We start from the raw sequence: 25,031 nt of genomic DNA on the forward strand, positions 1-25,031 counted from the left end.
CCCCTTTTTTTTGGAAGATGCTATCTGCAGATGATTGATGCCTGATGTTGTAATTTACTTTCAGGCTTCAGTATAAAATCTCTCGATATTCCAGTTTCAGTATCACAATCGAACGCGGCGGCAACGCGATAGTCACCGCGTTGCCTTGCACGCGTGCTCCCTTGAACGCCTTATGTTCCACCGCGTACGGCTGCATAAAGGTATTGAGCGCAGTGATCGCCGGCCCGGTCAGAATCTGTCCGGTCACTCCGCGCGCCGGGAGCCCATCACCTGTACGCTGACGCTCGCGGCCGACGTCGCATCCAGATTGGTCAGGGCGATAGAGACGTGTTCATCCCTGGTCTTGACAGCCGAGCCGTGCACTGCGGGCACGTGGACATCGCCGTGGCGAGACTCAGGTGTTTGCAGGCGTAACGGCAGTTGGGTGGCGTCCTGGTAGGGCGTGTACAGCGCGAACACATGGTATAGGTGGGCGTCAGCACCATATTGTCGCCGTCGGTGAGGATCATCGCCTGCAGCACATTGACCATCTGCGCGATGTTGGCCATACGCACGCGCTCGGCATGTGCGCTGAAGATATCGATGTTCAGCGCGGCCCTCAGTGCATCGCGCAGCGTGTTCTGCTGATGCAGGAGACCCGGGTTCGCATCCGGCAGCCCGGCGTACCAGGTGCCCCATTCGTCCACCATCAGTGCGACCTTCTTGCCCGGGTCGTAGCGGTTCATGATCGCGCTGTGTTTGCTGATCAGCTCGTCCATCACCAGCGTGCGCGACAGCGCGTCGATCCAGGCGGCTTCGTCGAAGTCCGTGGAACAGGAGCGTGGCGGCCAGCCACCTGGTACGGTGTAGTAATGCAGGCTCAGGCCGTCCATCAGCGTGCCGGCCTTGCGCATCATCACCCCGGTCCAGTGGTAATCGTCGTTGTTGGGGCCGGGCGTGATCTTGAGGATCTTCTGATTGACGCTGACCGGGCGTTTGCCCGGCGCACCGACGCCATCGCGCCAATGGTATTCGTCAGCAAAACAGCCGCCGGGCCAGCGGATGTTGGGCACCACAATCGCCTTCAGTGCGGCCAGCACATCGTTGCGATAGCCGCGCGTATTGTGGATGGCCGAGTCCTCGCCGACCCACACCCCGCCCTAGATGCCGGTGCCCAGATGCTCGGCAAACTGGCAGAACAGCTGCCGCGACACCTGCGCACTGGGCTGGTCCACGCGCAGCGTGCCGGTCACCTTGACCTCGGCCGCAGGGGCGGCGAGCGCGCTGGCGAGCAAGGCTGCGCCAACGACAGCCTGCAACAGCCGTCCCGGTGAGATTCGCAAGGCGGGGGAAATCCATTGCATCGGCTTGGCGCTCCTGTGCTGATCGATCGAGGGGATCACACGCCGCTGCGTGGCGAGCGCGTCGCTAGCCTAGTGCCTGCAATGGCGGCTTGTCGCTGCACCGCGATCAATCAGCCGAGCGCTGGCGCATGCCTTGCCGACATGGTCATCGCATCGCACGCCAGGATGTGCGCCGGGGCATGGTCGTCGACCGCGCTACCCCGCTATGCTCGCCAGCTTCCAGTATCGGCGGGACGATCCATGCAGCGAGTTTTCGGGCAGTTGCCAGGCGGTGTCGACGTCCATGCGCTCACGCTGCGCAGCGATGCCGGCCTGGAGGCGGAAGTACTCACTTACGGCGGCATCCTGCATGCGCTGCGGCTGACCACCGAGCACACGGCGGTGCCGTTGCTGCTGGCATTGCCGGATCTGCCTGCGTACGCCGCCGATGGTGACAGCCTCAACATCCTGGTCGGCCGCTTCGGCAACCGCATCGCCGGTGCGCGCTACACGCTGGATGGCGTCACCCACACGCTGGCGGCCAACGAAGGGCGTAACCAGCTGCACGGCGGCCTGCGCGGCTTCGGGCGGCGCGTATGGAGCGTGCTGGAGCAGGCGCAGGATCAGGTGCTGCTCGGTTACGACTCGCCCGATGGCGAGGAAGGCTACCCCGGCAATCTGCAGGTGCGCGCGCGGCTGCAGTTGCGAGGACGCAGCCTGCAGCTGGACTTCCGGGCGCAATGCGATGCCGCCACCCCGTTGAACCTCACCCATCACCCCTACTTCAACTTATCCGGCGACCCGCATCAGCGCGCCGCGCTACAAGTGTTGCGGGTGCCGGCCGATCGCTATCTGCCGGTAGATGCCGAATCGATCCCGACCGGCGAGATCGCACCCGTTGCCGGCACGCCGTTCGATTTCCGCCATGCTGCAGCGTTGGCCGAGAACATTGATCCGTCGCACCAACAGGTGGTGCTCGGCAAGGGCTACGACCAATGCTTGGTGCTGGCCGCCGGGGCCGATTGCATTGCCGAGCTGTACTCGCCGCACAGTGGCGTGGCGCTGCGCATCATCAGCGACGCGCCGGCGGTGCAACTCTACGAAGGCCAGCATCTGGACGACCACCATCCCGGACTCGGCCGTGGCGTCTGCCTGGAGCCGCAGGACTATCCGGATGCGCCCAATCACCCCCACTTCCCGTCGACGATCCTGCGGCCCGGGCAGGTCTATCGCCGCCGCATCGCCTACCACTTCGCCAACCCGGGGCCGGATCAGCCGTGGGCGGCGGTGAGCGCTGCGCTGGACGCCTGAGAGCGGGTATCACAACGACGGTGAGGCCCGCAGGTCCTGAGGCCAACGCGGTCAGCGCGGCCCCAGGACCAGTTCGATCACGAACTTGCTGCCGAAGAACGACAACACCAGCAGCGCCATCGCGGTCAGCGTCCAGTGCACCGCCTTGGTGCCGCGCCAGCCGTTGCGCCAGCGGCCGATCAGCAGTGCACCGAACACGATCCACGACAGGATGCTGAGCACGGTCTTGTGCAGCAGCCGCTGCGCCAGGAAGTCCTGCACGAACAGCAGGCCGGTCAGCAGGGTCAGGCTCAGCAACACGAAGCCGACCGTAATCGTGCGGAACAGCAGCGTCTCCAGCTCGGTCAACGGCGGCAACGCGCGCAGCCAGGTGTGGAAGTCGCGCCGGCGCAGGGCACGCTCCTGCAGCCACAGCATGATCGCCAGCAACGCGGCGATGCCCAGCGTGGCGTAGGCCAGCAGCGCCATCCATGCGTGCAGTTCCAGCCGCCAGCCCAGGTCCGAGCTCGGTTCGTGGCCGTAAGCGTGATAGCAGGCCAGCAAGACCGCCGACAGCGGGAACACCACCACGCCCACCGCCGCCATGCGCCCGTGCGCGCCGAACACGGCCGTCAGCGCGGCCATGCCCAGGCCGCACAGCGATAGCGCGGCGAAGAAATGCATGTCCGGCCCGCCGGCGGTGCGCAGCGCCACCAGCACGTGATACCCGGCGTGCAGCGCCACGGCCGCCAGCGCCGGGATCAGCCAGCGTGCAGGCGCCTGGTTGCCATCGCGCAGCACCGACCGGGTGAGCAGCGCCGTGGCCAGCAGATACAAGGCGAACGCGATGAGAACGATTGTCATCGTGGAAGTTTCGCATATTGGGGGCTGGGATTCGGGATTCGGGAATCGGGAATCGGGAATCGGGAATCGGGAATCGGGAATCGGGAATCGGGAATCGGGAATCGGGAATCGGGAATCGGGAATCGGGAATCGGGAAAAGCAGTTGCGAGCTGCGGGGGCTGGAGATGGACTGGCGTGCGGGGGCGGTACGCGCGGGCAGGGGGCTTACCGCTGGCACTGCAGCTGCCGTTGCTGTTGCTGGCGCTGCTGCTATGGCTGGCCGTGCGCATTGCTGCGCGTTGGTGAAGCTGCTTGCGGGTCGGCTTCGCCGGTCGGGCGGCGGGCGGCCGCTGGGGCGGCTGGCTGGCCGGTGCCGCTATAATCGACGCCCGTTTCCCCTCACGCGGTCCCTTGCGCATGTTCGAGTCCCTTACCCAACGTCTCTCCGGCACCATGGAGCGCCTGCGCGGCCGCGGCCGCCTGACCGAGGAGAACATCCGCGAAGCCACCCGTGAAGTGCGCATCGCGTTGCTCGAAGCCGACGTGGCGCTGCCGGTGGTGCAGGCGCTGATCGAGCGCATCAAGGTACGCGCGGTCGGTCAGGAAGTGCTCAAGTCGCTGACCCCGGGCCAGGCGCTGATCAAGATCGTCCGCGACGAGCTGACCGCCGTGATGGGCGCGGCCGCCACCGACCTCAACCTCAACGTGCCGGCGCCGGCGATCATCCTGATGGCCGGCCTGCAGGGTGCGGGCAAGACCACCACGGTCGGCAAACTCGCCAAGCACCTGAAGGAAAAGCGCAAGAAGAAGGTCATGGTGGTCTCGGCCGACGTCTATCGCCCGGCCGCGATCGAGCAGCTCAAGACCCTGGCCGAGCAGGTCGGCGTGCTGTTCTTCCCGTCCGACGCCTCGCAGAAGCCGGTCGACATCGTGCGCGCCGCCATCAGCGATGCGCGCAAGTCGTTCGCCGACGTGCTGCTGGTCGATACCGCCGGCCGCCTGGCGATCGATGCGGCGATGATGGACGAGATCAAGGCGCTGCATGCCGCGGTCAATCCGACCGAAACCCTGTTCGTGGTCGATGCGATGACCGGCCAGGACGCGGCCAACACCGCCAAGGCCTTTGGCGAGGCGCTGCCGCTGACCGGCGTGGTGCTGACCAAGACCGACGGCGACGCCCGTGGCGGTGCCGCGCTGAGCGTGCGTTACATCACCGGCAAGCCGATCAAGTTCGTCGGTACCGGCGAAAAGACCGACGGCCTGGACGTGTTCCATCCCGACCGCGTCGCCAGCCGCATCCTGGACATGGGCGACGTGCTGTCGCTGGTGGAGCAGGTCGAGCACAGCGTCGACCAGGAAAAGGCCGCCAAGCTCGCCGCCAAGGTCGCCAAAGGCAAGAAGTTCGACCTCAACGACATGAAGGAACAGCTCGAGCAGATGCAGAACATGGGCGGCATCCATGGGCTGATGGACAAGCTGCCGGGCATGGGCCAGATCCCGGACAACGTCAAGCAGCAGGTCACCGGCAAGGAGGTGCCGCGCATGATCGCGATCATCAATTCGATGACCAAGAAGGAGCGCCGCAACCCGGCCCTGCTCAACGGCTCGCGCCGCGCCCGCATCGCCCGCGGCTCCGGCATGCAGCCGGCCGATGTCAACAAGCTGATGAAGCAGTATCAGCAGATGGAAAAGATGATGGGCAAGCTGGCCGGCGGCGGCATGAAGGGCCTGATGCGCAACATGAAGGGCATGATGGGCGCCATGGGCGGCCGCGGCGGCATGCCGTTCCGTTGAGTTTCGAGCGGCGACGCGCGCGGTGAGTGTCTCACCAGGCGCGCCTGGCGTTGAACTTGCCGGCTGTCAGCCGGCGCTGCAGTCGGGCGCTGGCTGGACGGTGCGGGCGTGGCGCAGCGATCTGTGATCGCAGGGTCGTTGGATTGATCGCGCATTCCGCCTGCATGCGCCGAGCGGACGTCGGATGCACGCGCGGGTACCATGGCCTGATCATGACTTCAGGGCGCGCACGATGGGTTCGTTTTCGCAGATCGACGCCTTCCAGCGGCGTTTTGGTTTAGGCCTTCCGATCCTGCTCAGCCCCATGGCCGGTGCCTGCCCGGTGCCGTTGTCGGCGGCCGTTGCCGATGCCGGCGGCATGGGCGCGATGGGCGCCGTGCTGTCGCAGCCGCAGGACATCGTGGCGTGGATGACGGCGTTTCGTGAAGCGAGTGCCGGGCCTGCCCAGGTCAATCTGTGGATTCCCGATCCGGCACCGGTGCGCGATGCCGCTGCGGAGGCGCGCATGCGCGCGTTTCTGTCGCACTGGGGGCCGCCGGTGCCCGAGGCGGCGGGCGATGCAACGCCGGCCGACTTCGATGCCCAGTTCGAGGCCTTGCTCGCTACGCGGCCTACCGTGGCCTCATCGATCATGGGCGTGTTTCGGCCCGATCAGGTTGCGCGGTTGAAAAGTGCCGGCATTGCCTGGTTCGCCTGCGCCACCACGCTGGACGAAGCGCGTGCGGCCCAGGCGGCCGGTGCCGATGCGGTGGTTGCGCAGGGTGCCGAGGCCGGTGGGCATCGCGGTGCGTTCGACGCCGGTCGGGCCGAGCGGCAGATGACCGGGTTGTTCGCCTTGCTGCCGCGATTGGTCGATCACCTAGACATCCCGGTGATCGCCGCAGGCGGCATCGCCGACGCGCGCGGCATTGCCGCGGCGCTGATGCTGGGCGCAAGCGCCGTGCAGGTCGGTACCGGCCTGCTGCGCACGCCCGAGGCCGCGCTACCGAACGCCTGGGCCGATGCCCTGGCCCAGGCCGAACCGGAACAGACCCAGCCGACCCGTGCATTTTCCGGTCGGCTGGGGCGTGCACTCGCGACGCCCTATGTGCGTGCTGCCATCGCCGCGCAGGCGCCGGTGCCGGCGCCGTATCCGGTACAGCGCGCGCTGACCGCACCGATGCGTCAGGCCGCCGCGCGCGACAACCGCCTGGACGCCATGCAGGCCTGGGCCGGCCAATCGGCCTGGATGGCACCGGCACAGCCTGCCGCGCACCTGGTGACCCGGTGGTGGGCTGAAGCGCAGGCGCTGTTGTGCCGCTGATCTTCTGCAACGGCGCAGTGGCGACAGCGCAGCAGTTGGGCGCGGCCGCATTGATCAATTACGGCCACTTCACCACGCTGCAGGTGCGCGCCGGTGCGGTACGCGGGCTGGACCTGCATCTGCAGCGGCTGCAACACGACGGCGCTGCCTTGTTCGGTGCATCGATCGACGAGGCATGCCTGCGCGCCCAGTTGCGCGCTGCGTTGTCGTCTGCGAACCGCGAAGACGCCAGCGTGCGCATCACCGTGTTTGCGCAGGATTTCGACCTGCGCGATCCGTCGCGCCAGCTTGCACTCGATGTGCTGATCTCCATCGCGCCTGCAGCCCGAACGCCGGCCACTGCGCTGCGCGTGCAGCCGGTCCATCATGTGCGCGAGCAACCCCGCCACAAGCATGTCGGCACCTTCGCGCTGCTGCATCTGCGTCGCCAGGCCATGGCGGCCGGCTACGACGATGCATTGCTGATCGACGCGCACGAGCATCTGTTGGAAGGCACTTTCTGGAATCTGGGCGTGTGGCAGCAGGGCAGGGTGGTGTGGCCGCAAGGGCCGGCGCTGCCCGGCACCCAGCAGCGTCTGCTGCAGGCAGGCCTGCAAACGCTCGGTATCCAGCAGGAGTTTCGCCCGGTCATGCTGAGCGAACTGGGCAGCTTCGATGGCGCGTTCAGCTGCAACGCGCGCGGTCAGCAGACGATCGTGCAAGCCGGATCGGCGTCATGGCCGGCGCGGGGCGCGCAGCTGCCATTGCTGGAGCAGGCCCTGCAGTCCCAGGCCTGGCAAGCGATCTGAGCGATTCCGGGGTGACTTGGCTTCGCCGCCGGAGCCCGCTATAATCGCCGGCTTACCGCGCCACTCTGGCGACTGGGCAACTCAGGAAAACGACACCATGGTCAAGATTCGACTGACCCGCGGCGGCGCCAAGAAGCGTCCGTTCTACCACATCATCGTGACCGACGTGCGCAGCGCGCGCGACGGCCGCAACATCGAGCGTCTGGGTTACTACAACCCGGTTGCGCAGGGCGCAGAACCGCGCGTCGTGCTGGACGTTGCACGCGTCGACCATTGGGTCGGCCAGGGCGCACAGCTGACCGACAAGGTGCGTAACCTGTATCGCGAAGCATCCAAGTCCCAGGCCGCTGCGGCCTGATCCTGGAGCGCCGGGCGTCACCGCCTGGCCCAGAGTCGACACAGATGAAGCCGACCGAGCGCCGCATCCTGTTAGGCAGGATTGTCGGCGCTTTTGGTGTCAAGGGCGAGCTCAAGCTCGAATCCTGGACCGAGCCGCGCAGTGCGATCTTCCGGTACCAGCCGTGGATCGTGCGGACGCCCTCGGGGCAGGAATCGGTCGTGAGCGGCGTACGTGGGCGCGATCAGGGCAAGAATCTGATTGCGGTGTTCCCCGACGTCACCGACCGCGATACCGTCGAGGCCATGCACGGAACCGAGATTTACGTCGCGCGCAGCGTGCTGCCGCCACCCAAGCCCGATGAATATTACTGGGTGGATCTGGAAGAGCTGCAGGTGGAAACCGTCGAAGGCGTCAAGCTCGGCACGGTGTCGCACCTGTTCTCCACCGGCTCCAACGACGTGATGGTGGTGCGCGGCGATCGCGAGCGGCTGGTGCCGTTCGTGCTGCCGGATTTCGTCAAGTCGGTCGACTTTGAAGCCAACCTGATCGTGGTGGACTGGGATCCGGATTTCTGACCGGAATGGCGCATCGCGCAGCTCCGCTCTTGCTTTACCCATTCCCCACTTCCGATTCCCGATTCCCCAGTGCGCATCGACGTCATCAGCCTGTTCCCCGAGTTCATCGCGCAATGCGCGGCGTTCGGCGTGGTCGGGCGGGCGCAGGAGCGTGGCTTGCTGGAATTGCAGGGCTGGAATCCACGCGAGCATGCGCAGGGCAATTACCGCCGGGTGGACGATCGTCCGTTCGGTGGCGGGCCCGGCATGGTGATGTTGATCGAGCCGTTGCGGGCCTGCCTGGACGCGGTGCAAGCGGCAGACGAACGTCCAGCGCCGGTGATCTATCTCAGCCCGCAGGGGCGCCCGCTCACCCAGCCGCTCGCTCGCGAGCTGGCGCAGTTGCCACGCATGGTGTTGCTGTGCGGGCGCTACGAAGGCGTGGACGAGCGCTTTCTGGCGCAGGCGGTGGATATGGAAATCTCCATCGGCGACTACGTGTTGTCCGGTGGCGAGCTTGGCGCGGCGGTGCTGGTGGATGTGGTGACGCGGTTGCAGGAGGGTGTGTTGAACGACGCCGAATCCGCAGCCCAGGACAGTTTCGAAGGCCCGCAAGGCCTGCTCGACTGCCCGCACTACAGCCATCCATCGACCCATGACTGGGGCGATGTGCCGGAGGTATTGCGCTCGGGCAATCACGCTGCAATTGCGCGCTGGCGTCGGCAGCAGTCGCTGGGCCGGACCTGGTTGCGTCGCCCGGACCTGCTCGATGAGGCCGGGTTGGACAAGAACGATCGCCGTCTGCTGGACGAGTTTCGCCGCGAACTCGCCCCGGGCGACGAGAAATAAGGGCTCACCCCTAGCTCTTGCACTATCGATTGGGGTACAATATGCGGCTTGCTGGCCAGCCTTGCGTCTGGTCCTCCTACGAACCTCGAGCAATCGCCGTGCGGCGACTGCCGGTCCAATATCACCAGACACGCGGTGCCCATTATGAGCAAACTCAACAAGACCATCCTGGCTGACTTCGAAGCCGCCCAGATTCAGCGCAAGCTTCCCGAGTTCAACCAGGGCGACACCGTCGTGGTGAACGTCAAGGTGAAGGAAGGCAACCGCGAGCGCGTGCAGGCCTATGAGGGCGTCGTGATCGGTACCAAGAACGCCGGCCTGAACTCCGCGTTCACCGTGCGCAAGATCTCGCACGGCTTCGGCGTCGAGCGCGTGTTCCAGACCCACAGCGCCATCATCGACTCGGTCGAAGTGAAGCGTCGCGGTAAGGTGCGCGCCGGCAAGCTGTACTACCTGCGTGGTCTGGAAGGCAAGGCTGCCCGCATCAAGGAAGATCTGGCCGCCGCTGCACAGGCCAAGGCCGCTCGCCAGGCTGCTGCCAAGGCTGAGTAAGTCACTGGCAGGCTTGCCCTGCTGTTGCCAGACGGCCGCCTTCGGGCGGCCGTTTGCGTTGTGGGAATCGGGAATGGGGAATCGGGAATCGAGATTAGGGATTCGCCGGTTGCGTACGCGATGCTCATAGGTTTGCACGTGAGCGCGCGGTTGCTGCGCAGTGGGCGGGACCTCCCTGTAGCGCGCCGGTAAGCGGTTGCACCAGTGGGGCCCGGCCGATTACGCACGAGCGTCCGCGCGGCATGGATCATCTCAACGCGGCGTCCGGCTCCTGCTTTCGCGCGTGATGTCGGCCGGTGTGACAGCGCGCTACCCGGCTGGGCCAGCGGACGTCAGTACCGGCGGGGCTGCGGCGCGCCTGCGATGGGCGCGGTGTCGGCAACCGGCGAGGCCGGATGCGCCTGCACTTCGGCGGCGGCGGCCAGTTCCGCAGGATCTGCCGGCGTGGTCAGCATGCGTGCCTTGCGCCAGCCGCCCCAGCGGTAATACGCCAGCGACAGCAGCATCGAACACAGCGAGCTGATCGGAAGGCTCCACCAGATGCCGTCGGCTCCCAGATGCGGAATCAAGGCGTTTGCCAGCGGCACGCGCACGCCCCACAGACCGAACGCCAGGATAAGCAGCGGCGGGATCACCGCACCGGTGGCCCGCACCACGCCGGAAACCACAAAGCTCACGCCGAACAGCAGGAACGACCAGATACCGATGTGATTGAGATGCCGCGCCACCTCCAGCGTCGGGCTGTCGCTGGGCAGGAACAGCGCCAGCGTCCAGCGATCGAACACGATCAGCAGCCCGATCAGCACGCCGGTCATCAGGAAGTTGGCCACGATGCCGGTGCGTGCGGTTGCATCCACGCGCGTCCACAAGCCGGCGCCCACGTTCTGCGCGGCCATCGTCGAACACGCCGCGCCCAGCGCCATCGCCGGCATCTGCACATACGTCCACAGCTGCAGCGCCGCGCCGTAGGCGGCTGCGGTGTCGGTACCGAAGCCGTTGACCAGCGTCATCATCGCGATCATGGCCAGCGAAATCAGCACCATTTGCAGGCCCATCGGCACGCCTTTGACGATGAGCGCGCGCAGGATCGCCGGCGCGATGCGGAATAGGTGCAGATCGGCGCGCCCCAGCCACAGCACATGGCGTTTGCTGCGCAGATACAGCAGCAAACCGCCCAGTGCCACCGCCTGTGCCAGCAACGTGGCCCAGGCCGCACCGGCGATGCCCAGCGCCGGGAACGGACCCAGACCGAAGATCAGCAGCGGGTTGAACACAATGTCCAGCACCACCGACACCAGCAAGAAGCGGAACGGCGTGCGGGCATCGCCGGTACCGCGCAGCGCCGCCGACAGGAACGCAAACACATAGATCAGCGGCATCGCCAGGAAGATCACCCGCAGGTACTCCTCGGCCAGCGTCTGCGATGCCGGCGGTGTGCCCATCGCGGTCAACAGATGCGGCGCCAGAAACCAGCCGAGCACCGCGATCAGCGCCGACAGCCCGCCGAAGAAACTGGCGCTGGTGCCCATGATCTTGCGCGCCTGTGCGATGTCGCGCGCGCCCATCGCCTGGCCGATCAGGATGGTCGAGGCCATGCCGATGCCGAACACCGAGCCGATCAGGAAGAACATGATGCTGTTGGCATTGGCCGCCGCAGTCAGTGCCGCCTCGCCGAGGTAGCGGCCCACCCAGATCGCATTGATCGAGCCATTGAGCGATTGCGCGATGTTCCCCGCAAGGATCGGCATCGCAAACAGCAGCAGATTCCTGCCGATCGGGCCTTCGGTCAGGACAGCGGATTTGGGCATCGCAGACGGGCCGTGGTGCAGAAGCTGCGAACACTAGCACTGGCAGGTGTGAGGCGCGCTGTCGCCAGGCAAATAGCAACTGCCGCAGGAGCGTGAAGCCGCCAGGCCGATGACACGACGCACGCTGTGCGGGTCAGTCTGTATGAGTCAGCCAGAGTGTGGAAGGTAGGCTGTACTTAGACGGCAGCGACGCTTGAGTTACAGCGGGCTTGCCCAGATATTTCCCGCTCAACGCAGCCCGTTGCGACGCGCCGATGCAGTGGCGATCACGGCAGCGGCCCGCAGCCCTTTGGAACCGACGGCAAGCACAACGCAATGACTCAACTGGTGGAACAAGCGACGACGGTCAGGCTGGATGTCTGGCTGTGGGCGGCGCGCTTCTTCAAGACGCGCAGCCTGGCCAAGACGGCGGTGGACAACGGCAAGGTGGACGTCGCCGGCCAGCGGCCCAAGCCCTCGCGCACGCTGCGCAGCGGCGAGCAGCTGCGCATCGACCGCGGCGGCGAGATCTTCGAAATCACCGTCGCCGCGCTGAGCGATGTGCGTGGCCCGGCACCGGTCGCACAGACGCTGTACGTGGAAAGCGATGCCTCACGCGAGGCGCGTGCGCAATGGCGGCTGCAGCGCGCCGCCGAACGCACCGGCTATCGCGCACCCGAGGGCAAGCCGGACAAGCGCGCACGCCGGCTGATCAACGCGCTGGGCGATATCGACGCGTTGTAGCGCTGCGTGGTTGTCCGCTGCGAATTGGATGGTGGAAACAGAAACGCCTGGATCTCCGTCGTGTCGTTCACTCAAGAAAGAACGGCGCTTCCCGATTGAGGTTGGAAGCGCCGTTTTCTGTTGCGGTGTGCGATGTATCCAGGTGCAGAACCGTCGATCAGAAGCTTGAGAACGGCTCACAAGACCTGGCCGGCGGTCGCGTGGTGGCGGTGTTGCCCACGTTTGGCGCCAGGTAGGTGGTGCAAGCCGCACAGTAATCCGACCAGCGCATCATGCTCTGCTCCTAACCAGGCACACCGACCATCTCGACTGGTCCTTGTCCGCTCACCGTCGCGGGACCTTACGCGGCATGGATGCCGCGTAAGAGCCTACATGGACGTACTTGCGGCGTGTCCTGCGATGGTGGGCGGGCAAGGGCCTTGCAGCCAAACCGCAGACCCGCCGCTCCACTGACGTCTTCAGTGCCGAGTCGATCTGTTGCGTGTGGTTCAACACTGCTGGAGGCGCACGCACGAGGGCGTGCGCCTTGCCACTCACGCCAGATCGAAACGATCCAGCTGCATCACCTTGGTCCAGGCGGCGACGAAGTCCTGGACGAACTTCTCCTGTGCATCGGCACTGGCATAGACCTCGGCCACCGCACGCAGGATCGAGTTGGAACCGAACACCAGATCCACGCGCGTGCCGGTCCACTTGGCTTCGCCGGTGCTGCGGTCGTGGCCTTCGTAGACCTGCTTCGATTCGGAGGTGGCTTTCCACTCGGTACGCATGTCGAGCAGGTTGGCGAAGAAGTCGTTACTCAGCACGCCGGGGCGGGTGGTGAACACGCCATGGCCGGAGTCGCCGACATTGGCGCCGAGCACGCGCAGGCCGCCGACCAGCACGGTCAACTCGGGCGCGGTCAGCGTCAGCAGCTGTGCCTTGTCGATCAGCAATGCCTCCGCGGGCACCGCATAGCGCTGCTTGGCGTAGTTGCGGAAGCCATCGGCCACCGGTTCCAGCACCGCGAACGATTCGACATCGGTCTGCTCCTGCGAGGCATCGGTGCGGCCGGGTGCGAACGGCACGGTGACGCTGTGACCAGCGGCCTGTGCGGCACGTTCGACCGCGGCATTACCGGCCAGCACGATCAGGTCGGCCAGCGATATCTGCTTGCCGCCCGACTGCGCGCCGTTGAAGTCGGCCCGGATACGTTCCAGCGTGCCCAGCACCTGTGCAAGCTGCGCGGGCTGGTTGGCCTGCCAATCCTTCTGCGGTGCCAGACGGATGCGTGCGCCGTTGGCGCCGCCACGCTTGTCCGAACCGCGGAAGGTCGATGCCGAGGCCCACGCGGTGGACACCAACTGCGCCACGCTCAGGCCGGAATCGAGGATGGTCTGCTTGAGGGCGGCGGCGTCCTGCGCATCGACCAGCGGGTGGTCGACGGCCGGCACCGGGTCCTGCCACAGCAATTCTTCGCTCGGCACCTCGGCGCCCAGGTAACGCGAGCGCGGGCCCATGTCGCGGTGGGTGAGCTTGAACCAGGCGCGGGCGAAGGCGTCGGCGAACTGGTCCGGGTGTTCGTGGAAGCGACGCGAGATGGCCTCATAGGCCGGGTCGAAACGCAGCGCCAGATCGGTGGTCAGCATGGTCGGCCGATGCGTCTTCGCTGCATCGTGCGCGTCGGGAATGATGGCGTCGGCATTTGTGGCCACCCACTGGTGCGCACCGGCCGGGCTCTTGCTCAGTTCCCACTCGAACTTGAACAGATGGTCGAAGAAGTCGTTGCTCCACTGCGCCGGGGTGGTGGTCCAGGTGACTTCCAGGCCGCTGGTGATGGTGTCGGCGCCCTTGCCGCTGCCGTAGCGGTTGTGCCAGCCCAGGCCCTGGCTCTCCAGCTCGCCGGCTTCCGGCTCGGCACCGACGTTGTCGGCCGGGCCGGCGCCGTGCGTCTTGCCGAAGGTGTGGCCGCCGGCGATCAGCGCCACGGTCTCTTCGTCGTTCATCGCCATGCGCGCGAAGGTGTCGCGGATGTCGCGCGCGGCGGCGACCGGGTCGGGCTTGCCGTCCGGGCCTTCCGGGTTGACGTAGATCAGGCCCATCTGCACGGCCGCCAGCGGATTTTCCAGATCGCGGGTGTGCGGCACTTCGCTGTCGTCGTCCTTCACCAGCACGCCGTGCGCTTCGTCCACGCCCGGCGAGCCGCGCGAGTAGCGCTCGTCGCCGCCCAGCCACTTGGTTTCGCGGCCCCAGTACAGGTCCTGATCCGGTTCCCAGGTGTCTTCGCGGCCACCGGCAAAGCCGAAGGTCTTGAAGCCCATGCTTTCCAGCGCGACGTTGCCGGTGAGGATCATCAGGTCGGCCCAGGAAATCGCCTGGCCGTACTTCTGCTTGATCGGCCACAGCAGCCGGCGCGCCTTGTCCAGGCTGACATTGTCCGGCCAGCTGTTGAGCGGTGCGAAACGCTGCTGGCCACGACCGCCACCGCCACGCCCGTCGCCGATGCGATAAGTGCCGGCGCTATGCCAGGCCATGCGCACGAACAGCGGGCCGTAATGGCCGAAGTCGGCCGGCCACCAGTCCTGCGAGTCGGTCATCAGCGCATGCAGGTCGCGCTTGAGCGCCTCCAGGTCCAGGGCCGCGAAGGCCTTGGCGTAGTCGAACGCCGCATCAAACGGATTGGAGCGCGCGGAGTGCTGGTTCAGCAGGTCGACGCGCAACTGCTGCGGCCACCAGTCCTTGTTGGTGGTGCCGTTGCCGACGACGGTGTGATTGAACGGGCATTTGGCTTCGGTGGTCATCGCTCTCTACCTTCGTTGCGCGGGGCGCGGCCCGGGTAACGGGACGGACGCCGGAAAAAGACTGGCCTGGATTCGCCCGGCGGCTCCCTGCGGCGGCGCCCTGAGGGCGGGACGACGGAGCGGACGTGGAGCGGAACCGGACCGGTTTCGGTAGAGGCAGACTATCGGTAACCAGGCGGTTGATAAAATTGATTGATGAAAATACTGCGATAGATGGCCTCAATCGTCATGCGGCTTGCTTGCGGGGCACTCGGCCTGGCCGCTGCGCATCGATCACACGGCCCTGTCGAACGCTTTCGCGTTGCCGGCATCACGGCCACCGCGCCGCCGGTTGCCCGAGGAGCAGGGCGAACCCCACGGCATCGGAGGCGATGCCGTCGCCGCGGGAGGGAGCGGTGTGCTGCGGCGAAGCGCCCAGGCAGCGGCGGTACCTCAGCGCTTGCCGAACAGCCCGCCGCCCAGCTTGAGCAGGTCGCCGACGCCGAGCTTGCCGTCGCCGTCCTGGTCGAACACGCTGCTCAGTAGGCCGGACAGGCCGCTGTCGGCATGGACCTGCTGCCGCTCCTGGCCGAGCGCCTGGCCGAGTTGTCCGGCATCGGCGGTGCCGCCGCCGCCGAGGAAGCGCCGGGCCAGGAACGCCAGCACGATCGGCGCCAGGATCTGCAGCAGCTGGCCGGAGCGCTGGGTGTCCAGGCCGGTGGCCTGGCCGAGCCCGGCACTGGCCTGCGGCGCCTGGCCGCCGAAGACGTGGCCGAGGATGCCGGCGCCATCGGCCTGCGCGCCACCGCCGCCGAGCACGCTCTCGAGCAGGCCGCCGAGCCCGTTGCCGGCGGCGGCCGGTGCGTGGTCGCGCTGCAGCGCGCCAAGCAGGGCCTGGGCGCCTTCCGGTTGTTGCGCGTTGCGGCCCAGCGCCGCCAGCAGCAGCGGCAGGGCGGTGGCGACCGCGCGTTGCGCCTGCGCCGGGTCGACGCCGAGGCGATCGGCGATCTGCTGCACCGGCGCGCCCTGCAGCTGCGTGCTCAGTTCCTGGGTCAGAGAGGTGCTCATGGAAACCATTCCTGGGTCTGGGGTCGTTCGTGCGCACACTACGCCGCCGCCGGTTAGGAAGGGAGCAAAAGCCCTTATGCTGTCGCGATGACTGTGCGCGCCACCCGTCTGCTGCACCTGCTCGATGCCCTGCGCGGGCGCCGCCGGCCGGTCGTTGGCGCGGATCTGGCCGATGCGCTCGGGGTCAGCCTGCGTACGCTCTACCGCGACATCGCGACCCTGCGTGCGCAGGGCGCCGACATCCTCGGCGACCCCGGGGTGGGCTATACGCTGCGCCCCGGCTTCCTGCTGCCGGCGCTGAACTTCACCGCCGACGAGCTGGAAGCGCTCACGCTGGGTCGCGCGCCAGGCCGATCCGGAACTGGCGCAGGCGGCGCAGCGTGCGACCGCGCGGATCGCCGCCACGCTGCCGGCCGACCTGCGGCTGGCGATCGAGACCAGCGGCCTGCTGGTGCCGGACCTCGGGGACGCGCCGCCGCCGGCACCGTGGTTGCCGGTCCTGCGCCGTGGCATACGGCGCGAACACGTGCTGCGGATGAAGTATGTCGATGTCGGTGGCCAGGTGTCGCAGCGGCAGATCTGGCCATTCGCGATGGCCTTTCTGGGCGGCCACGGCATGATCGCCGCCTGGTGCGAGCTGCGCGGCGATTTCCGCCACTTCCGCGCCGACCGGGTGCGGGCGCTGGCCGACGGCGGCGAGCGCTATCCCTCGCGCCGCCCGCTGCTGATCCAGCGCTGGCGCGCGGCAACCGGCCACGGCGTCGGCTGCTGACAGCGGGTGTCAGCAAGGGTCGCCCACACTGGCGTCCCTTCCCAGCGGAACCCGGCCATGGCCATCGATTACGTGCTGTACACCCACCCCCTGTCGCGCGGCCGCGTTGCGCGCTGGATGCTGGAGGAAACCGGTCTGCCGTACCGGCACGAGATCCTCGACTACGGTGCGGACATGAAGACGCCGGCCTATCGGGCGATCAATCCGATGGGCAAGGTGCCTGCGCTGGTGCACGGCGACACCGTGGTGACGGAGAACGCTGCGATCTGCGCCTACCTGGCCGAGCAGGTGCCGGAGCGGCAGCTGGCGCCGCCGCCGGGATCGGCCGCGCGCGGGCCGTACTACCGCTGGCTGATGTTCATGGCCGGCCCGTTCGAGGCGCTGCTGACCGCCCGGCAGAGCGGCACCCTGGCGCCGTCGCACAGTGCCGGTTACGGCAACGAGGCCGATCTGCTGCACACGCTCGAAACCGCACTCGAGGGCCGCCAACATCTGGCCGGCGAGCATTTCACCGCGGTCGATCTGTACGTCGCTGCTTGCCTGGGTTTCTACCTGCGCATCGGCGCGCTGGCCCCGCGCCCGGCCTTCGTGGCCTTCGCGCAGCGCCACGGCACGCGGCCGGCGGCGCGGCGCGCCCAGGCCATCGACGACGGCCTGGGCGCCGCGCATCCGAACCCGCACCCGCCGGCCGCCCCGGTGTGAGCGGCCGGCCTGCGGTCCGGCATGCGGACTGCAGGCCTTGGCGTCACAGCAGCGCCTTGAGCCGGTACAGCGCTTCCAGCGCCTGCTTGGGGCTCAGCTCGTCGGGGTCCAGCGCCGCGAGCGCTTCCTGCGCGGCGCTGGCCTGCGGCGCGAACAGCCCGAACTGCTGCGGCGCATCCAGCGCCTGCGGCGCCATCTCCGAGGCATGGCTTTCGCCGCCGCGTTGTTCCAATTCGGCCAGGCGCCGCCGCGCCTGGGTCACGGCGGCCTTGGGCAAGCCGGCGAGTGCGGCCACCTGCAGGCCGAAGCTGCGATTGGCCGGGCCGTCCTTGACCGCATGCATGAACACCAGGCGCTCGCCGTGCTCGACCGCGTCCAGGTGCACGTTGGCGATGCCGCTGGCACCGCCGGCATGCGATTGGTCGGCCAAGGCGGTGAGCTCGAAGTAATGCGTGGCAAACAGCGTGTAGCAGCGGTTGCTGTGCGCCAGGTGGCGCGCCACCGCATCGGCCAGCGCCAGGCCGTCGTAGGTAGAGGTGCCGCGGCCGATCTCGTCCATCAGCACCAGCGATTGCGGCGTGGCGTGGTGCAGGATGTAGCTGGTTTCGGCCATTTCCACCATGAAGGTGGATTGCCCGCGCGCAAGGTCGTCGCCCGCGCCGATGCGGGTGAGGATGCGGTCGATCGGCCCGATCACCGCGCGGCTGGCCGGCACATAGCTGCCGATATGCGCCAGCAGCACGATCAGGGCGTTCTGGCGCATGTAGGTCGATTTACCACCCATGTTGGGGCCGGTGATGACCAGCATGCGACGGTCGGCATGCAACTCCAGATCGTTGGGTTCGAACGGTTGGTCGCGCACCGCCTCCACCACCGGGTGGCGGCCGCGTTCGATACGCAGGCAGGCTGTGCTGTCCAGTTCCGGACGTGACCAATCCAGTGCCTGCGCGCGTTCTGCAAATCCGGCCAGCACGTCGAGCTCGCTCAATGCACTCGCGCAACGCTTGAGGCCTTCCAGCTCGTCGCCGAGTGCGTCGAGCAGGCCTTCATACAGCAGCTTTTCGCGTGACAACGAGCGCTCGCGCGCCGACAGCACCTTGTCCTCGAAGCTCTTGAGTTCTTCGGTGATGTAGCGCTCGGCGTTGGTCAGCGTCTGCCGGCGGCTGTAGTGCAGCGGGGCCTTCTCGGCCTGGCCCTTGCTGATCTCGATGTAGTAGCCATGCACGCGGTTGTAGCCGACCTTGAGCGTGGCGATGCCGCTGCTGGCGCGTTCGCGCTGTTCCAGGTCGATCAGGAATTGATCGGCATTGGTGGACAGGCGGCGCAACTCGTCCAGATCGGCGTCGTAGCCGGTGGCGATCACGCCACCGTCGCTGAGCTTGAGCGGCGGCTGTTCGGCCACCGCGCTGATCAACAGGTGCGCGGTGGCATCGTGCTCGCCGAGTTCGGCATACAGCGTCTGCAGGCGCGGCGAATCCAGTGGCGCGAGGATCGCGCGCACCTTCGGCAACAGCGCCAGGCCATCGCGCAAGGTGGAAAAATCCCGTGGGCGCGCCGAGCGCAGGGCCACGCGGGTCAGGATGCGTTCCAGATCGCCGAGCGCGCGGAAGGCCTCGCGCACGTCGGTATCGGCGCCGCTGTCGATCAGGCTGCCGACCGCGTGGTGGCGCTGTACCAGCACCTCGCGCAGCCGCAGTGGGCGGTGCAGCCAGCGCCGCAGCAGGCGCCCGCCCATCGGCGTGACCGTGCTGTCCAGCACCCCGAGCAAGGTGTTGCGGGTGTCGCCATCGACGCGTGTGTCCAGCTCCAGATGCCGGCGCGTGGCCGCGTTCATCGAGATCGCCTCGCTGGCCACTTCCATGGCGATGGAGGTCAGATGCGGCAGTCGCTGTTTCTGGGTTTCCTCGACATAGCCCAGCAGCGCGCCAGCCGCCGCGGTGGCGCAGGGCTTGTCGTCGATGCCGAAGCCGGACAGGTCATGCAACTTGAAGAACGCCAGCAGCTGGCGCCGGCCGCTGTCGGCGTCGAACAACCACGGCGGCCGCCGCCGCACGCCGACGCGGCCGCGCAGGAACTCCGGCCAGTTGTCTTCGTCGGGCACCAGCAGCTCGGCCGGTTCCAGGCGTGCGATTTCCGCTTCCAGCGCGTCCACGCTGTCCACTTCGTTGACCAGAAAACGCCCGCCGGCCAGATCGGCCCAGGCCAGGCCATAGCCTTGCTTGCTGCGCGCGATCGCCATCAGCAAGGTGTCGCGGCGCTCGTCCAGCAGCGCCTCGTCGGTGACCGTTCCCGGGGTGACGATGCGCACCACCTTGCGCTCGACCAGGCCCTTGGCCAGCGCCGGGTCGCCGATCTGTTCGCAGATCGCCACCGACTCGCCCAACGCCACCAGCCGCGCCAGATAGCCCTCGTAGGCATGCACCGGCACGCCCGCCATCGGGATCGGCGCACCGCCGGAACTGCCGCGCTGGGTCAGGGTGATGTCGAGCAGCCGTGCGGCCTTGCGCGCATCGTCGTAGAACAGCTCGTAGAAATCGCCCATGCGGAAGAACAGCAGCAGGTCGGGGTAGTCCGACTTGGCGGCGAAAAATTGCTTCATCAGGGGTGTGTGCTCTACAGCCCCGCTGGCGTTCTTGGTTTTTTCTTTTGTGTCAGTGTTTTGCAAGAAATGTTCTTCCGGGATGTGGCGGTCGATCAGGGTCGGTAGCGGCGAGTAACGGTAAATTGTGTTGCGGCGCTGGTGCGACGACCCTCTAAACGAGTGAAGCGATGTTGCGACGAAACGGACGAGGCGTTGGAATGGAACAGGATGTTGCGACGCAACCAGGGGCTGCCTCAAGTCGGCGCGGACTCAAGTTTAAGCTCACCCACCGGCAAATCCTTGAGCTGTCCGTCGAGAGGGTGCCGGCCATGGGACCCAGTGGGCGCTTGGCCATCGGGTCGAGGGCATGAAGAAGCAGTAGCTGCAGTCACGGGCGCGTTCTGGCAGCAAGCATGGCGGTGCTAGCGCAGGACAGGGGAAATCTTCTTCAGCGGATTGGGCGGGCCATCACCGGGGCTCCGCAGGCATCAAGGGACAGGGCCAAGAGCCTGTATCTCGACCTGCAAGGCACCTACTGGGACCTCGACCAAAACGAACTGGCGGGCGCGCGACACATCCGAGCCGGGCTGGCGTCCACGGCTTCGGCGGCTACCACACCTGCGATGCGAGGCTGACTGCGTCGACGCGGTCCAGCTATCGGTTGAGAAAGACCGAGCGAGAGCAGCGCTTGATATGGCGAGTGGCTGATCGATACGAAGCGGAACGGCCCCAACGGCATCACCGCTCAAGAGCCGCAAGCCATTGAGCGCAAGTATGGGGCGGCCCTCGATGCAAGGGCGCAGCGCTTCCGTGGCCTTCAGCGTTTTGCCGTTCGCCCCACCATCGTGGATCAGCCGTCCTATGACCGGCAACGCGGCATCTTGGACATCTACGTACCGATTCCTTGGATTGCCGGATTCCAGGTAGAGGGCATCACCGGCGAGGGGTCTGTCCCGACCGGTGCTCGCAGTGAGCGATCTATTTGGACACCCCGGCATGCCGGGCACTTTCATCTTTCGATCCGCATGAGCGAAAGCGAGGCAACCGGAGTGCTTAAGCAAGGCAGGGACGCAAAAGACGATCTGCTGGTCTTTGAGGTGGTATGCGTTTGGATGGAGAACGCAGGTCCGCGCGCACAGGTTGAAGTTGCGCGCGTCCAGGTGGGTTACCGGAACGAGGTCATCGGCGTGGACCTGACCAAACAAAAGAAGAGGAATCGTGATGCGGACTAGCAAGTTGGGTTGGGTTTCGGAATGCGTCCTAGCGCTGGCGTTGTCGTCCTCGTCGAGTCGCGCCAGGAGAGTGCCCCATGACGCGTTTGTAGGCGCGACTAAATGCTGCCTGCGACGCATAGCCGAGACGCTCTGCCACTACCTCTATGGACAGGCTTTGCTGAGTCAACCATTGACTCGCCAACTGCATTCGCAGCTCAGTCACGTAACGCAGGGGCGCGGTTCCAATGACGGTCTGGAACCGGTCTGCAAAGACAGAACGTGAAATGTTTGACTCTGCAGCCAGTGCGTCGACGGTCCAATCGCGTCCGGGGTCTTTGTGTAGGGCAAGCAGCGACGGCGATAGACGAGGGTCGCGCATGGCCATGACCAGGCCTGAGGCTCCTTCGCAACCGCGCTCGACCCAGTCACGGACGATCATGGCGGCGACTGCATCCGCCAGCCGGGCGAGTATTCCAGCAAATCCAATACGTCCTGAGCACACCTCGCGCTTCATCGCGTCGACCAGCGGCAACAGCCCAGGAAACCGAGCGGCGTTGCCATCGGCCAACATCACGGTCGGCATCAACGTGCTTAACCCATGCATGCCACCTAGATCGAACACCATGCATCCGTGGAAGAGCACAGCGCTTGGCACGGGATGTGTGCTCGGGCACGTGTCGATGCCGCTCACCGCGTCACCCAGTGGGGCTGCGTCTATCGTTTCTAAGCACTGGACTGGATGGTCCTCGCCAGACAACAACGAGTGTCCTTCTCCGCGGGGAAGAAGCACGACATCCCCGGCGGTTAGAAGGTGTTGGCTGCCGCCCGCGCTACGAAGCATCGCATTGCCCACCGCCAGGTAGTGGAAGTAGGCATGCCCTGGCTTCAGGGGAAATCCAAGCCCAAAGGTCGGCCCGATCTGAATGCGTCGGTATTGGACGCCATGTAACCGCATGCCGGTCAGCAGCTGGCTGATCAGATCGCTGGGCTGGGATGACGCGTGGCGTATTGAGTTAGCCAGGGGTTTCGATCAAAAATACAGGTCGGACAATCATAGATCATCCTGACTTGGCTCCATAGACTCTCGGCTGCACGATTGCACTGGGATCTTTGATGAGTAATGACGTAGTTGATGTCGCAGACGCGCCTGATCCGGTGACATGGGGCAGCGGGGAGCCGTCTTCATCGGCATGGGTGGCCGTGTTTTCGCTGGCCATGGGGGTCTTTGGGCTGCTCACGGCCGAATACCTGCCTGCCAGCCTGTTGACGCCAATGGCGGCGGATCTGGGTGTGTCGGAGGCGCTGGCCGGTCAGGCAGTGACGGTCACTGCTGTGGTGGCCCTGTTCGCTGGCCTGCTTGTGCCTCGGCTGACCCGTTCGATGGACAGGCGCCTGGTGCTGTTGAGTTTCACAGGTTTGATGCTCCTGTCCAACGCCTTGGTGGCGTTGTCTTCCAGCATGGGTGTTCTTCTGGTGATGCGAGTCCTTCTGGGCGTCGCGCTGGGTGGTTTCTGGAGCATGGCAGCGGCCGTTGCCATGCGGTTGGTGCCGCCACAGCGCGTGCCTCGCGCGCTTTCAATCATCTTCAGCGGGATTGCGGTCGGCACGGTGGTGTCCGTTCCGCTGGGGAGCTACCTGGGCGGGCTGCTGGGCTGGCGCAGCGCCTTTTGGGCTGCGACGGCGGTAGGTGGCCTCACTTTTGCGTTCCAGTGGTTCACGCTGCCCCGAATGGCCCCGCGCAAGGCCGCACTCCCAGAGTCGGTGGTGGGGCTCTTGCGCCGACCAGGTGTGACGGTCGGAATGCTGGGCTGCGTTCTGGCGCACACCGGTCAGTATTCGCTGTTTACCTATATCCGCCCAACGATGGAGAGCCTGGGGCAGATGAGCGCCGACGGCCTGGCGCTGATTCTGCTCGGATTCGGTGTGGCGAACTTTGTCGGCACACTACTGGCCGGCTGGCTCATGGAGCGCAGTTTGAAAGTGACGTTGGTGATCATGCCTGCCCTGGTTGGCGTAGCCGTTCTCGGCATGGTCCTGTTGCCGGTGGGTATTGGCGGGCTATCGATCCTTGTCTCGCTCTGGGGTCTGGCCTTCGGTGGCGTACCCGTTGCCTGGTCGAGCTGGGTCGCACGTGCGGTGCCCGACCAAGCCGAGAGCGCCGGCGGGATGGTAGTGGCCGCGGTGCAGTCCTCTATCGCGGCGGGGGCCGCCTTGGGCGGCCTGGTGTTCGGGCTGGGGGGCATCGTTGCAGTCCTCATCGTTGCCGCGGCAGTGATGCTCCTCGCTAGCCTACTCATTGCGTTCCGAGTCAGGGTGAGCTCGCCGACGCTCTCGGCAGGTCCGTTTCATATCTAGCCCACATCCACCTTTGGGTGGCCACAGTGTCGCTAAGTACGCCTTGGACCTCGGCCGAACAATGTGCCGCCCAGCCCGGCAGCCTTTCAAAGAGTAAAGTTGACGTCACTCTGACGGGCAACTGGGTGCCGAGCATGCGACGCCAAGACCAGGCCCAAGCGTCGCTGACACTCTCGAAAAGCAAGTGCAGATGCCGGCATGTCGCACGAATCAAAAGTTGTTGCTTGCGCATCCCAAGCTGCCAGCAGGGCTTCCAGGTCACTTATGAGTTTCTGCATTCAAGCCCTTTGATGCGCAAACGGTAGCCTTGCGTCTGGTCTGGCATGCGGAGCAAGCCTACTTAGCCACTATGTCGGTGCTGTTAAACCCGCTCAGCGAATTTATAGCGGACACGACAATGCAGGACAAGCGGTTGCCATCGCTTGGTCCTGCGGAATGATGTGTCGTATCAGAACCCAATGAGCCCAGGTTCCTGGGCCCACGCGTCCGACAATCTCCGCAAGCTGTGCGGCGGTGGTATTGGCGTCATTGCGCATCTGCGCGAACACACCCTTGAACTCGCCGGTCATTCGCGCGGTCAGGTCTCCTGCCGCGCTGGAATGCAGCAGCGAGGACAGCGATTGCAGGTTGCTGTCTGCGGTGGCCATGAGCAGGTTCAAGCGCTCCACCATGATGCGGAAATCGTATTGGAAACGATCGGCATCGCCGCGCGCCGTGAAGTCACCGATGGCGGCGGCCTGCGCCAGCTGCTTGATCTCGATATTCCTGGCGGACAGGTTGGCCTTGACCTCGTCCATGGTTTGGGAGAGCACGGCCTTCTCACCGGGCAGGCGCTCCATGCTCTCGCTCGGCTCGCCGATGGCATAGCGGCCCATGATCCGCGCAAGGTTGGACTGCACGGCCAGGTGGGAGGCCACCAGGGCATTGGTGGCCTCGGCCTTGCGGCCGTAGTCGCCCGGGAAGGCCTGTGCATCCATGCGGAAGCCGGTCTGGCCTTCATCGTGGCGCTTGGCCATGTTTGACCGGGCGGACATCAGGCTGCGTATCTGCGTTTGCATGACCTGCATTGCCTGGAGCAGGCGACCTGGTGCGTCTTGTGCTTTGGTCCGAGCGTCGCTACTGCGTTTTCTGGGACCGCCGATGGTCACCCTTGGCGAGGCTGGCGCAAAGAAAAGCTTATCGGCAACGGCGAAGCCGATCGAGGTTTGCACACTCGAATAGTTGGCGGCATGGAGTGATCGCAGCAGACGAATGAGCGATCGTAGGCCTGCCTCTGTTGCTAGGCGGGGCTGACAGCGCCTGTGCTCGACACATGGCATGTAGCCATCCAGCGCTTGGCGTAGTCATACGCGTCGCGTTGGTCAGCAAAGGCGGTACTTCTGAGTTGGCATCGGTGCAACGTGATGCTGCCGGG

19 protein-coding genes and 3 pseudogenes are annotated in these 25,031 nt (G+C 66.0%); 13 read left to right on the forward strand and 9 right to left on the reverse strand.

Annotation, left to right across the window (positions count from 1 at the left end; genetic code table 11):
• Positions 1 to 67: 67 nt before the first annotated feature.
• Positions 68 to 1,343: pseudogene (locus FHT09_RS13285) on the reverse strand (alpha-L-arabinofuranosidase C-terminal domain-containing protein).
• Positions 1,344 to 1,583: 240 nt separating this feature from the next.
• On the opposite strand from FHT09_RS13285, the gene FHT09_RS13290 reads away from it, so the two are divergent.
• Positions 1,584 to 2,633 (forward strand): aldose epimerase family protein, encoded by a 1,050-nt coding sequence (locus tag FHT09_RS13290; RefSeq protein WP_104607598.1) that lies wholly within the window; start codon positions 1,584 to 1,586, stop codon positions 2,631 to 2,633.
• A 51-nt stretch (positions 2,634 to 2,684) separates the two neighbouring features.
• Here FHT09_RS13290 and ccsA read toward each other — a convergent pair whose 3' ends face one another.
• On the reverse strand, positions 2,685 to 3,476 hold the full coding sequence (gene ccsA / locus FHT09_RS13295) for a cytochrome c biogenesis protein CcsA (RefSeq protein WP_104607597.1): 792 nt from the start codon (positions 3,474 to 3,476) through the stop codon (positions 2,685 to 2,687).
• 396 nt (positions 3,477 to 3,872) lie between these two features.
• Here ccsA and ffh point away from each other — a divergent pair, with 396 nt between their 5' ends.
• The 7 genes from ffh (at position 3,873) to rplS (ending at position 9,635) form a co-directional block, all read left to right on the forward strand.
• The gene (ffh, locus tag FHT09_RS13300) at positions 3,873 to 5,249 is read left to right on the forward strand and encodes a signal recognition particle protein (protein WP_046342053.1); all 1,377 of its coding nucleotides are present in this window, start codon (positions 3,873 to 3,875) and stop codon (positions 5,247 to 5,249) included.
• A gap of 232 nt (positions 5,250 to 5,481) precedes the next feature.
• A complete protein-coding gene (locus FHT09_RS13305; protein ID WP_104607288.1) occupies positions 5,482 to 6,552 on the forward strand; it encodes a nitronate monooxygenase in 1,071 nt (356 codons plus the stop codon).
• Complete coding sequence (locus FHT09_RS13310) at positions 6,543 to 7,340, forward strand: aminotransferase class IV family protein (RefSeq protein ID WP_104607289.1); 798 nt, start codon at positions 6,543 to 6,545, stop codon at positions 7,338 to 7,340. The genes FHT09_RS13305 and FHT09_RS13310 overlap by 10 nt, the downstream gene beginning before the upstream one ends.
• A 97-nt stretch (positions 7,341 to 7,437) precedes the next feature.
• Positions 7,438 to 7,698 (forward strand): 30S ribosomal protein S16, encoded by a 261-nt coding sequence (gene rpsP, locus FHT09_RS13315; protein WP_011036396.1) that lies wholly within the window; start codon positions 7,438 to 7,440, stop codon positions 7,696 to 7,698.
• Between the two features lie 44 nt (positions 7,699 to 7,742).
• The gene (gene rimM, locus FHT09_RS13320; protein ID WP_016901486.1) at positions 7,743 to 8,255 is read left to right on the forward strand and encodes a ribosome maturation factor RimM; all 513 of its coding nucleotides are present in this window, start codon (positions 7,743 to 7,745) and stop codon (positions 8,253 to 8,255) included.
• 69 nt (positions 8,256 to 8,324) lie between these two features.
• Positions 8,325 to 9,083: a tRNA (guanosine(37)-N1)-methyltransferase TrmD gene (trmD, locus tag FHT09_RS13325; RefSeq protein ID WP_039512252.1), complete on the forward strand. Its 759-nt coding sequence runs from the start codon at positions 8,325 to 8,327 to the stop codon at positions 9,081 to 9,083.
• A gap of 144 nt (positions 9,084 to 9,227) precedes the next feature.
• Positions 9,228 to 9,635: a 50S ribosomal protein L19 gene (gene rplS / locus FHT09_RS13330; RefSeq protein ID WP_005989873.1), complete on the forward strand. Its 408-nt coding sequence runs from the start codon at positions 9,228 to 9,230 to the stop codon at positions 9,633 to 9,635.
• Between the two features lie 332 nt (positions 9,636 to 9,967).
• On the opposite strand, the gene FHT09_RS13335 is transcribed toward rplS, so the two are convergent.
• Positions 9,968 to 11,443, reverse strand: a complete 1,476-nt coding sequence (locus tag FHT09_RS13335; RefSeq protein ID WP_104607290.1) for an MATE family efflux transporter — start codon at positions 11,441 to 11,443, stop codon at positions 9,968 to 9,970.
• A gap of 315 nt (positions 11,444 to 11,758) precedes the next feature.
• Between FHT09_RS13335 and FHT09_RS13340 the strand changes: the two genes are divergently transcribed.
• Positions 11,759 to 12,166 (forward strand): RNA-binding S4 domain-containing protein, encoded by a 408-nt coding sequence (locus FHT09_RS13340; protein WP_016903197.1) that lies wholly within the window; start codon positions 11,759 to 11,761, stop codon positions 12,164 to 12,166.
• Positions 12,167 to 12,699: 533 nt separating this feature from the next.
• On the opposite strand, the gene katG is transcribed toward FHT09_RS13340, so the two are convergent.
• Both katG and FHT09_RS13350 read right to left on the reverse strand, forming a co-directional pair.
• Positions 12,700 to 14,946 (reverse strand): catalase/peroxidase HPI, encoded by a 2,247-nt coding sequence (gene katG / locus FHT09_RS13345; RefSeq protein ID WP_104607291.1) that lies wholly within the window; start codon positions 14,944 to 14,946, stop codon positions 12,700 to 12,702.
• Positions 14,947 to 15,378: 432 nt separating this feature from the next.
• Positions 15,379 to 16,002 carry a DUF937 domain-containing protein gene (locus tag FHT09_RS13350; RefSeq protein WP_208409067.1) on the reverse strand — a complete coding sequence of 208 codons (624 nt, stop codon included), beginning with the start codon at positions 16,000 to 16,002 and terminating at the stop codon, positions 15,379 to 15,381.
• Between the two features lie 78 nt (positions 16,003 to 16,080).
• Here FHT09_RS13350 and FHT09_RS13355 point away from each other — a divergent pair.
• Both FHT09_RS13355 and FHT09_RS13360 read left to right on the forward strand, forming a co-directional pair.
• Positions 16,081 to 16,765: pseudogene (locus FHT09_RS13355) on the forward strand (YafY family protein).
• Between the two features lie 57 nt (positions 16,766 to 16,822).
• On the forward strand, positions 16,823 to 17,467 hold the full coding sequence (locus FHT09_RS13360) for a glutathione S-transferase family protein (RefSeq protein ID WP_104607293.1): 645 nt from the start codon (positions 16,823 to 16,825) through the stop codon (positions 17,465 to 17,467).
• 43 nt (positions 17,468 to 17,510) lie between these two features.
• Here the strand turns inward: FHT09_RS13360 and mutS are convergent, their stop codons facing one another.
• Complete coding sequence (mutS, locus tag FHT09_RS13365; protein ID WP_308686690.1) at positions 17,511 to 20,066, reverse strand: DNA mismatch repair protein MutS; 2,556 nt, start codon at positions 20,064 to 20,066, stop codon at positions 17,511 to 17,513.
• A gap of 863 nt (positions 20,067 to 20,929) precedes the next feature.
• On the opposite strand from mutS, the gene FHT09_RS20315 reads away from it, so the two are divergent.
• Complete coding sequence (locus tag FHT09_RS20315; RefSeq protein WP_243849048.1) at positions 20,930 to 21,280, forward strand: hypothetical protein; 351 nt, start codon at positions 20,930 to 20,932, stop codon at positions 21,278 to 21,280.
• A 28-nt stretch (positions 21,281 to 21,308) separates the two neighbouring features.
• On the opposite strand, the gene FHT09_RS13375 is transcribed toward FHT09_RS20315, so the two are convergent.
• Positions 21,309 to 22,283: an AraC family transcriptional regulator gene (locus FHT09_RS13375; RefSeq protein ID WP_308686691.1), complete on the reverse strand. Its 975-nt coding sequence runs from the start codon at positions 22,281 to 22,283 to the stop codon at positions 21,309 to 21,311.
• A 92-nt stretch (positions 22,284 to 22,375) separates the two neighbouring features.
• On the opposite strand from FHT09_RS13375, the gene FHT09_RS13380 reads away from it, so the two are divergent.
• Positions 22,376 to 23,617, forward strand: a complete 1,242-nt coding sequence (locus tag FHT09_RS13380) for an MFS transporter (RefSeq protein ID WP_146096586.1) — start codon at positions 22,376 to 22,378, stop codon at positions 23,615 to 23,617.
• Positions 23,618 to 23,703: 86 nt separating this feature from the next.
• Here FHT09_RS13380 and FHT09_RS20320 read toward each other — a convergent pair whose 3' ends face one another.
• Both FHT09_RS20320 and FHT09_RS13385 read right to left on the reverse strand, forming a co-directional pair.
• Positions 23,704 to 23,895, reverse strand: coding sequence for a hypothetical protein (locus FHT09_RS20320; RefSeq protein WP_104607296.1), 192 nt, complete (start codon positions 23,893 to 23,895; stop codon positions 23,704 to 23,706).
• A 201-nt stretch (positions 23,896 to 24,096) separates the two neighbouring features.
• Positions 24,097 to 24,726 (reverse strand): annotated as a pseudogene (locus FHT09_RS13385) (methyl-accepting chemotaxis protein); the annotation flags it as partial.
• Positions 24,727 to 25,031: the final 305 nt, after the last annotated feature.

This window comes from Xanthomonas sp. CFBP 8152 (assembly GCF_014199025.1).
Taxonomy (GTDB): Bacteria; Pseudomonadota; Gammaproteobacteria; order Xanthomonadales; family Xanthomonadaceae; genus Xanthomonas; species Xanthomonas arboricola_B.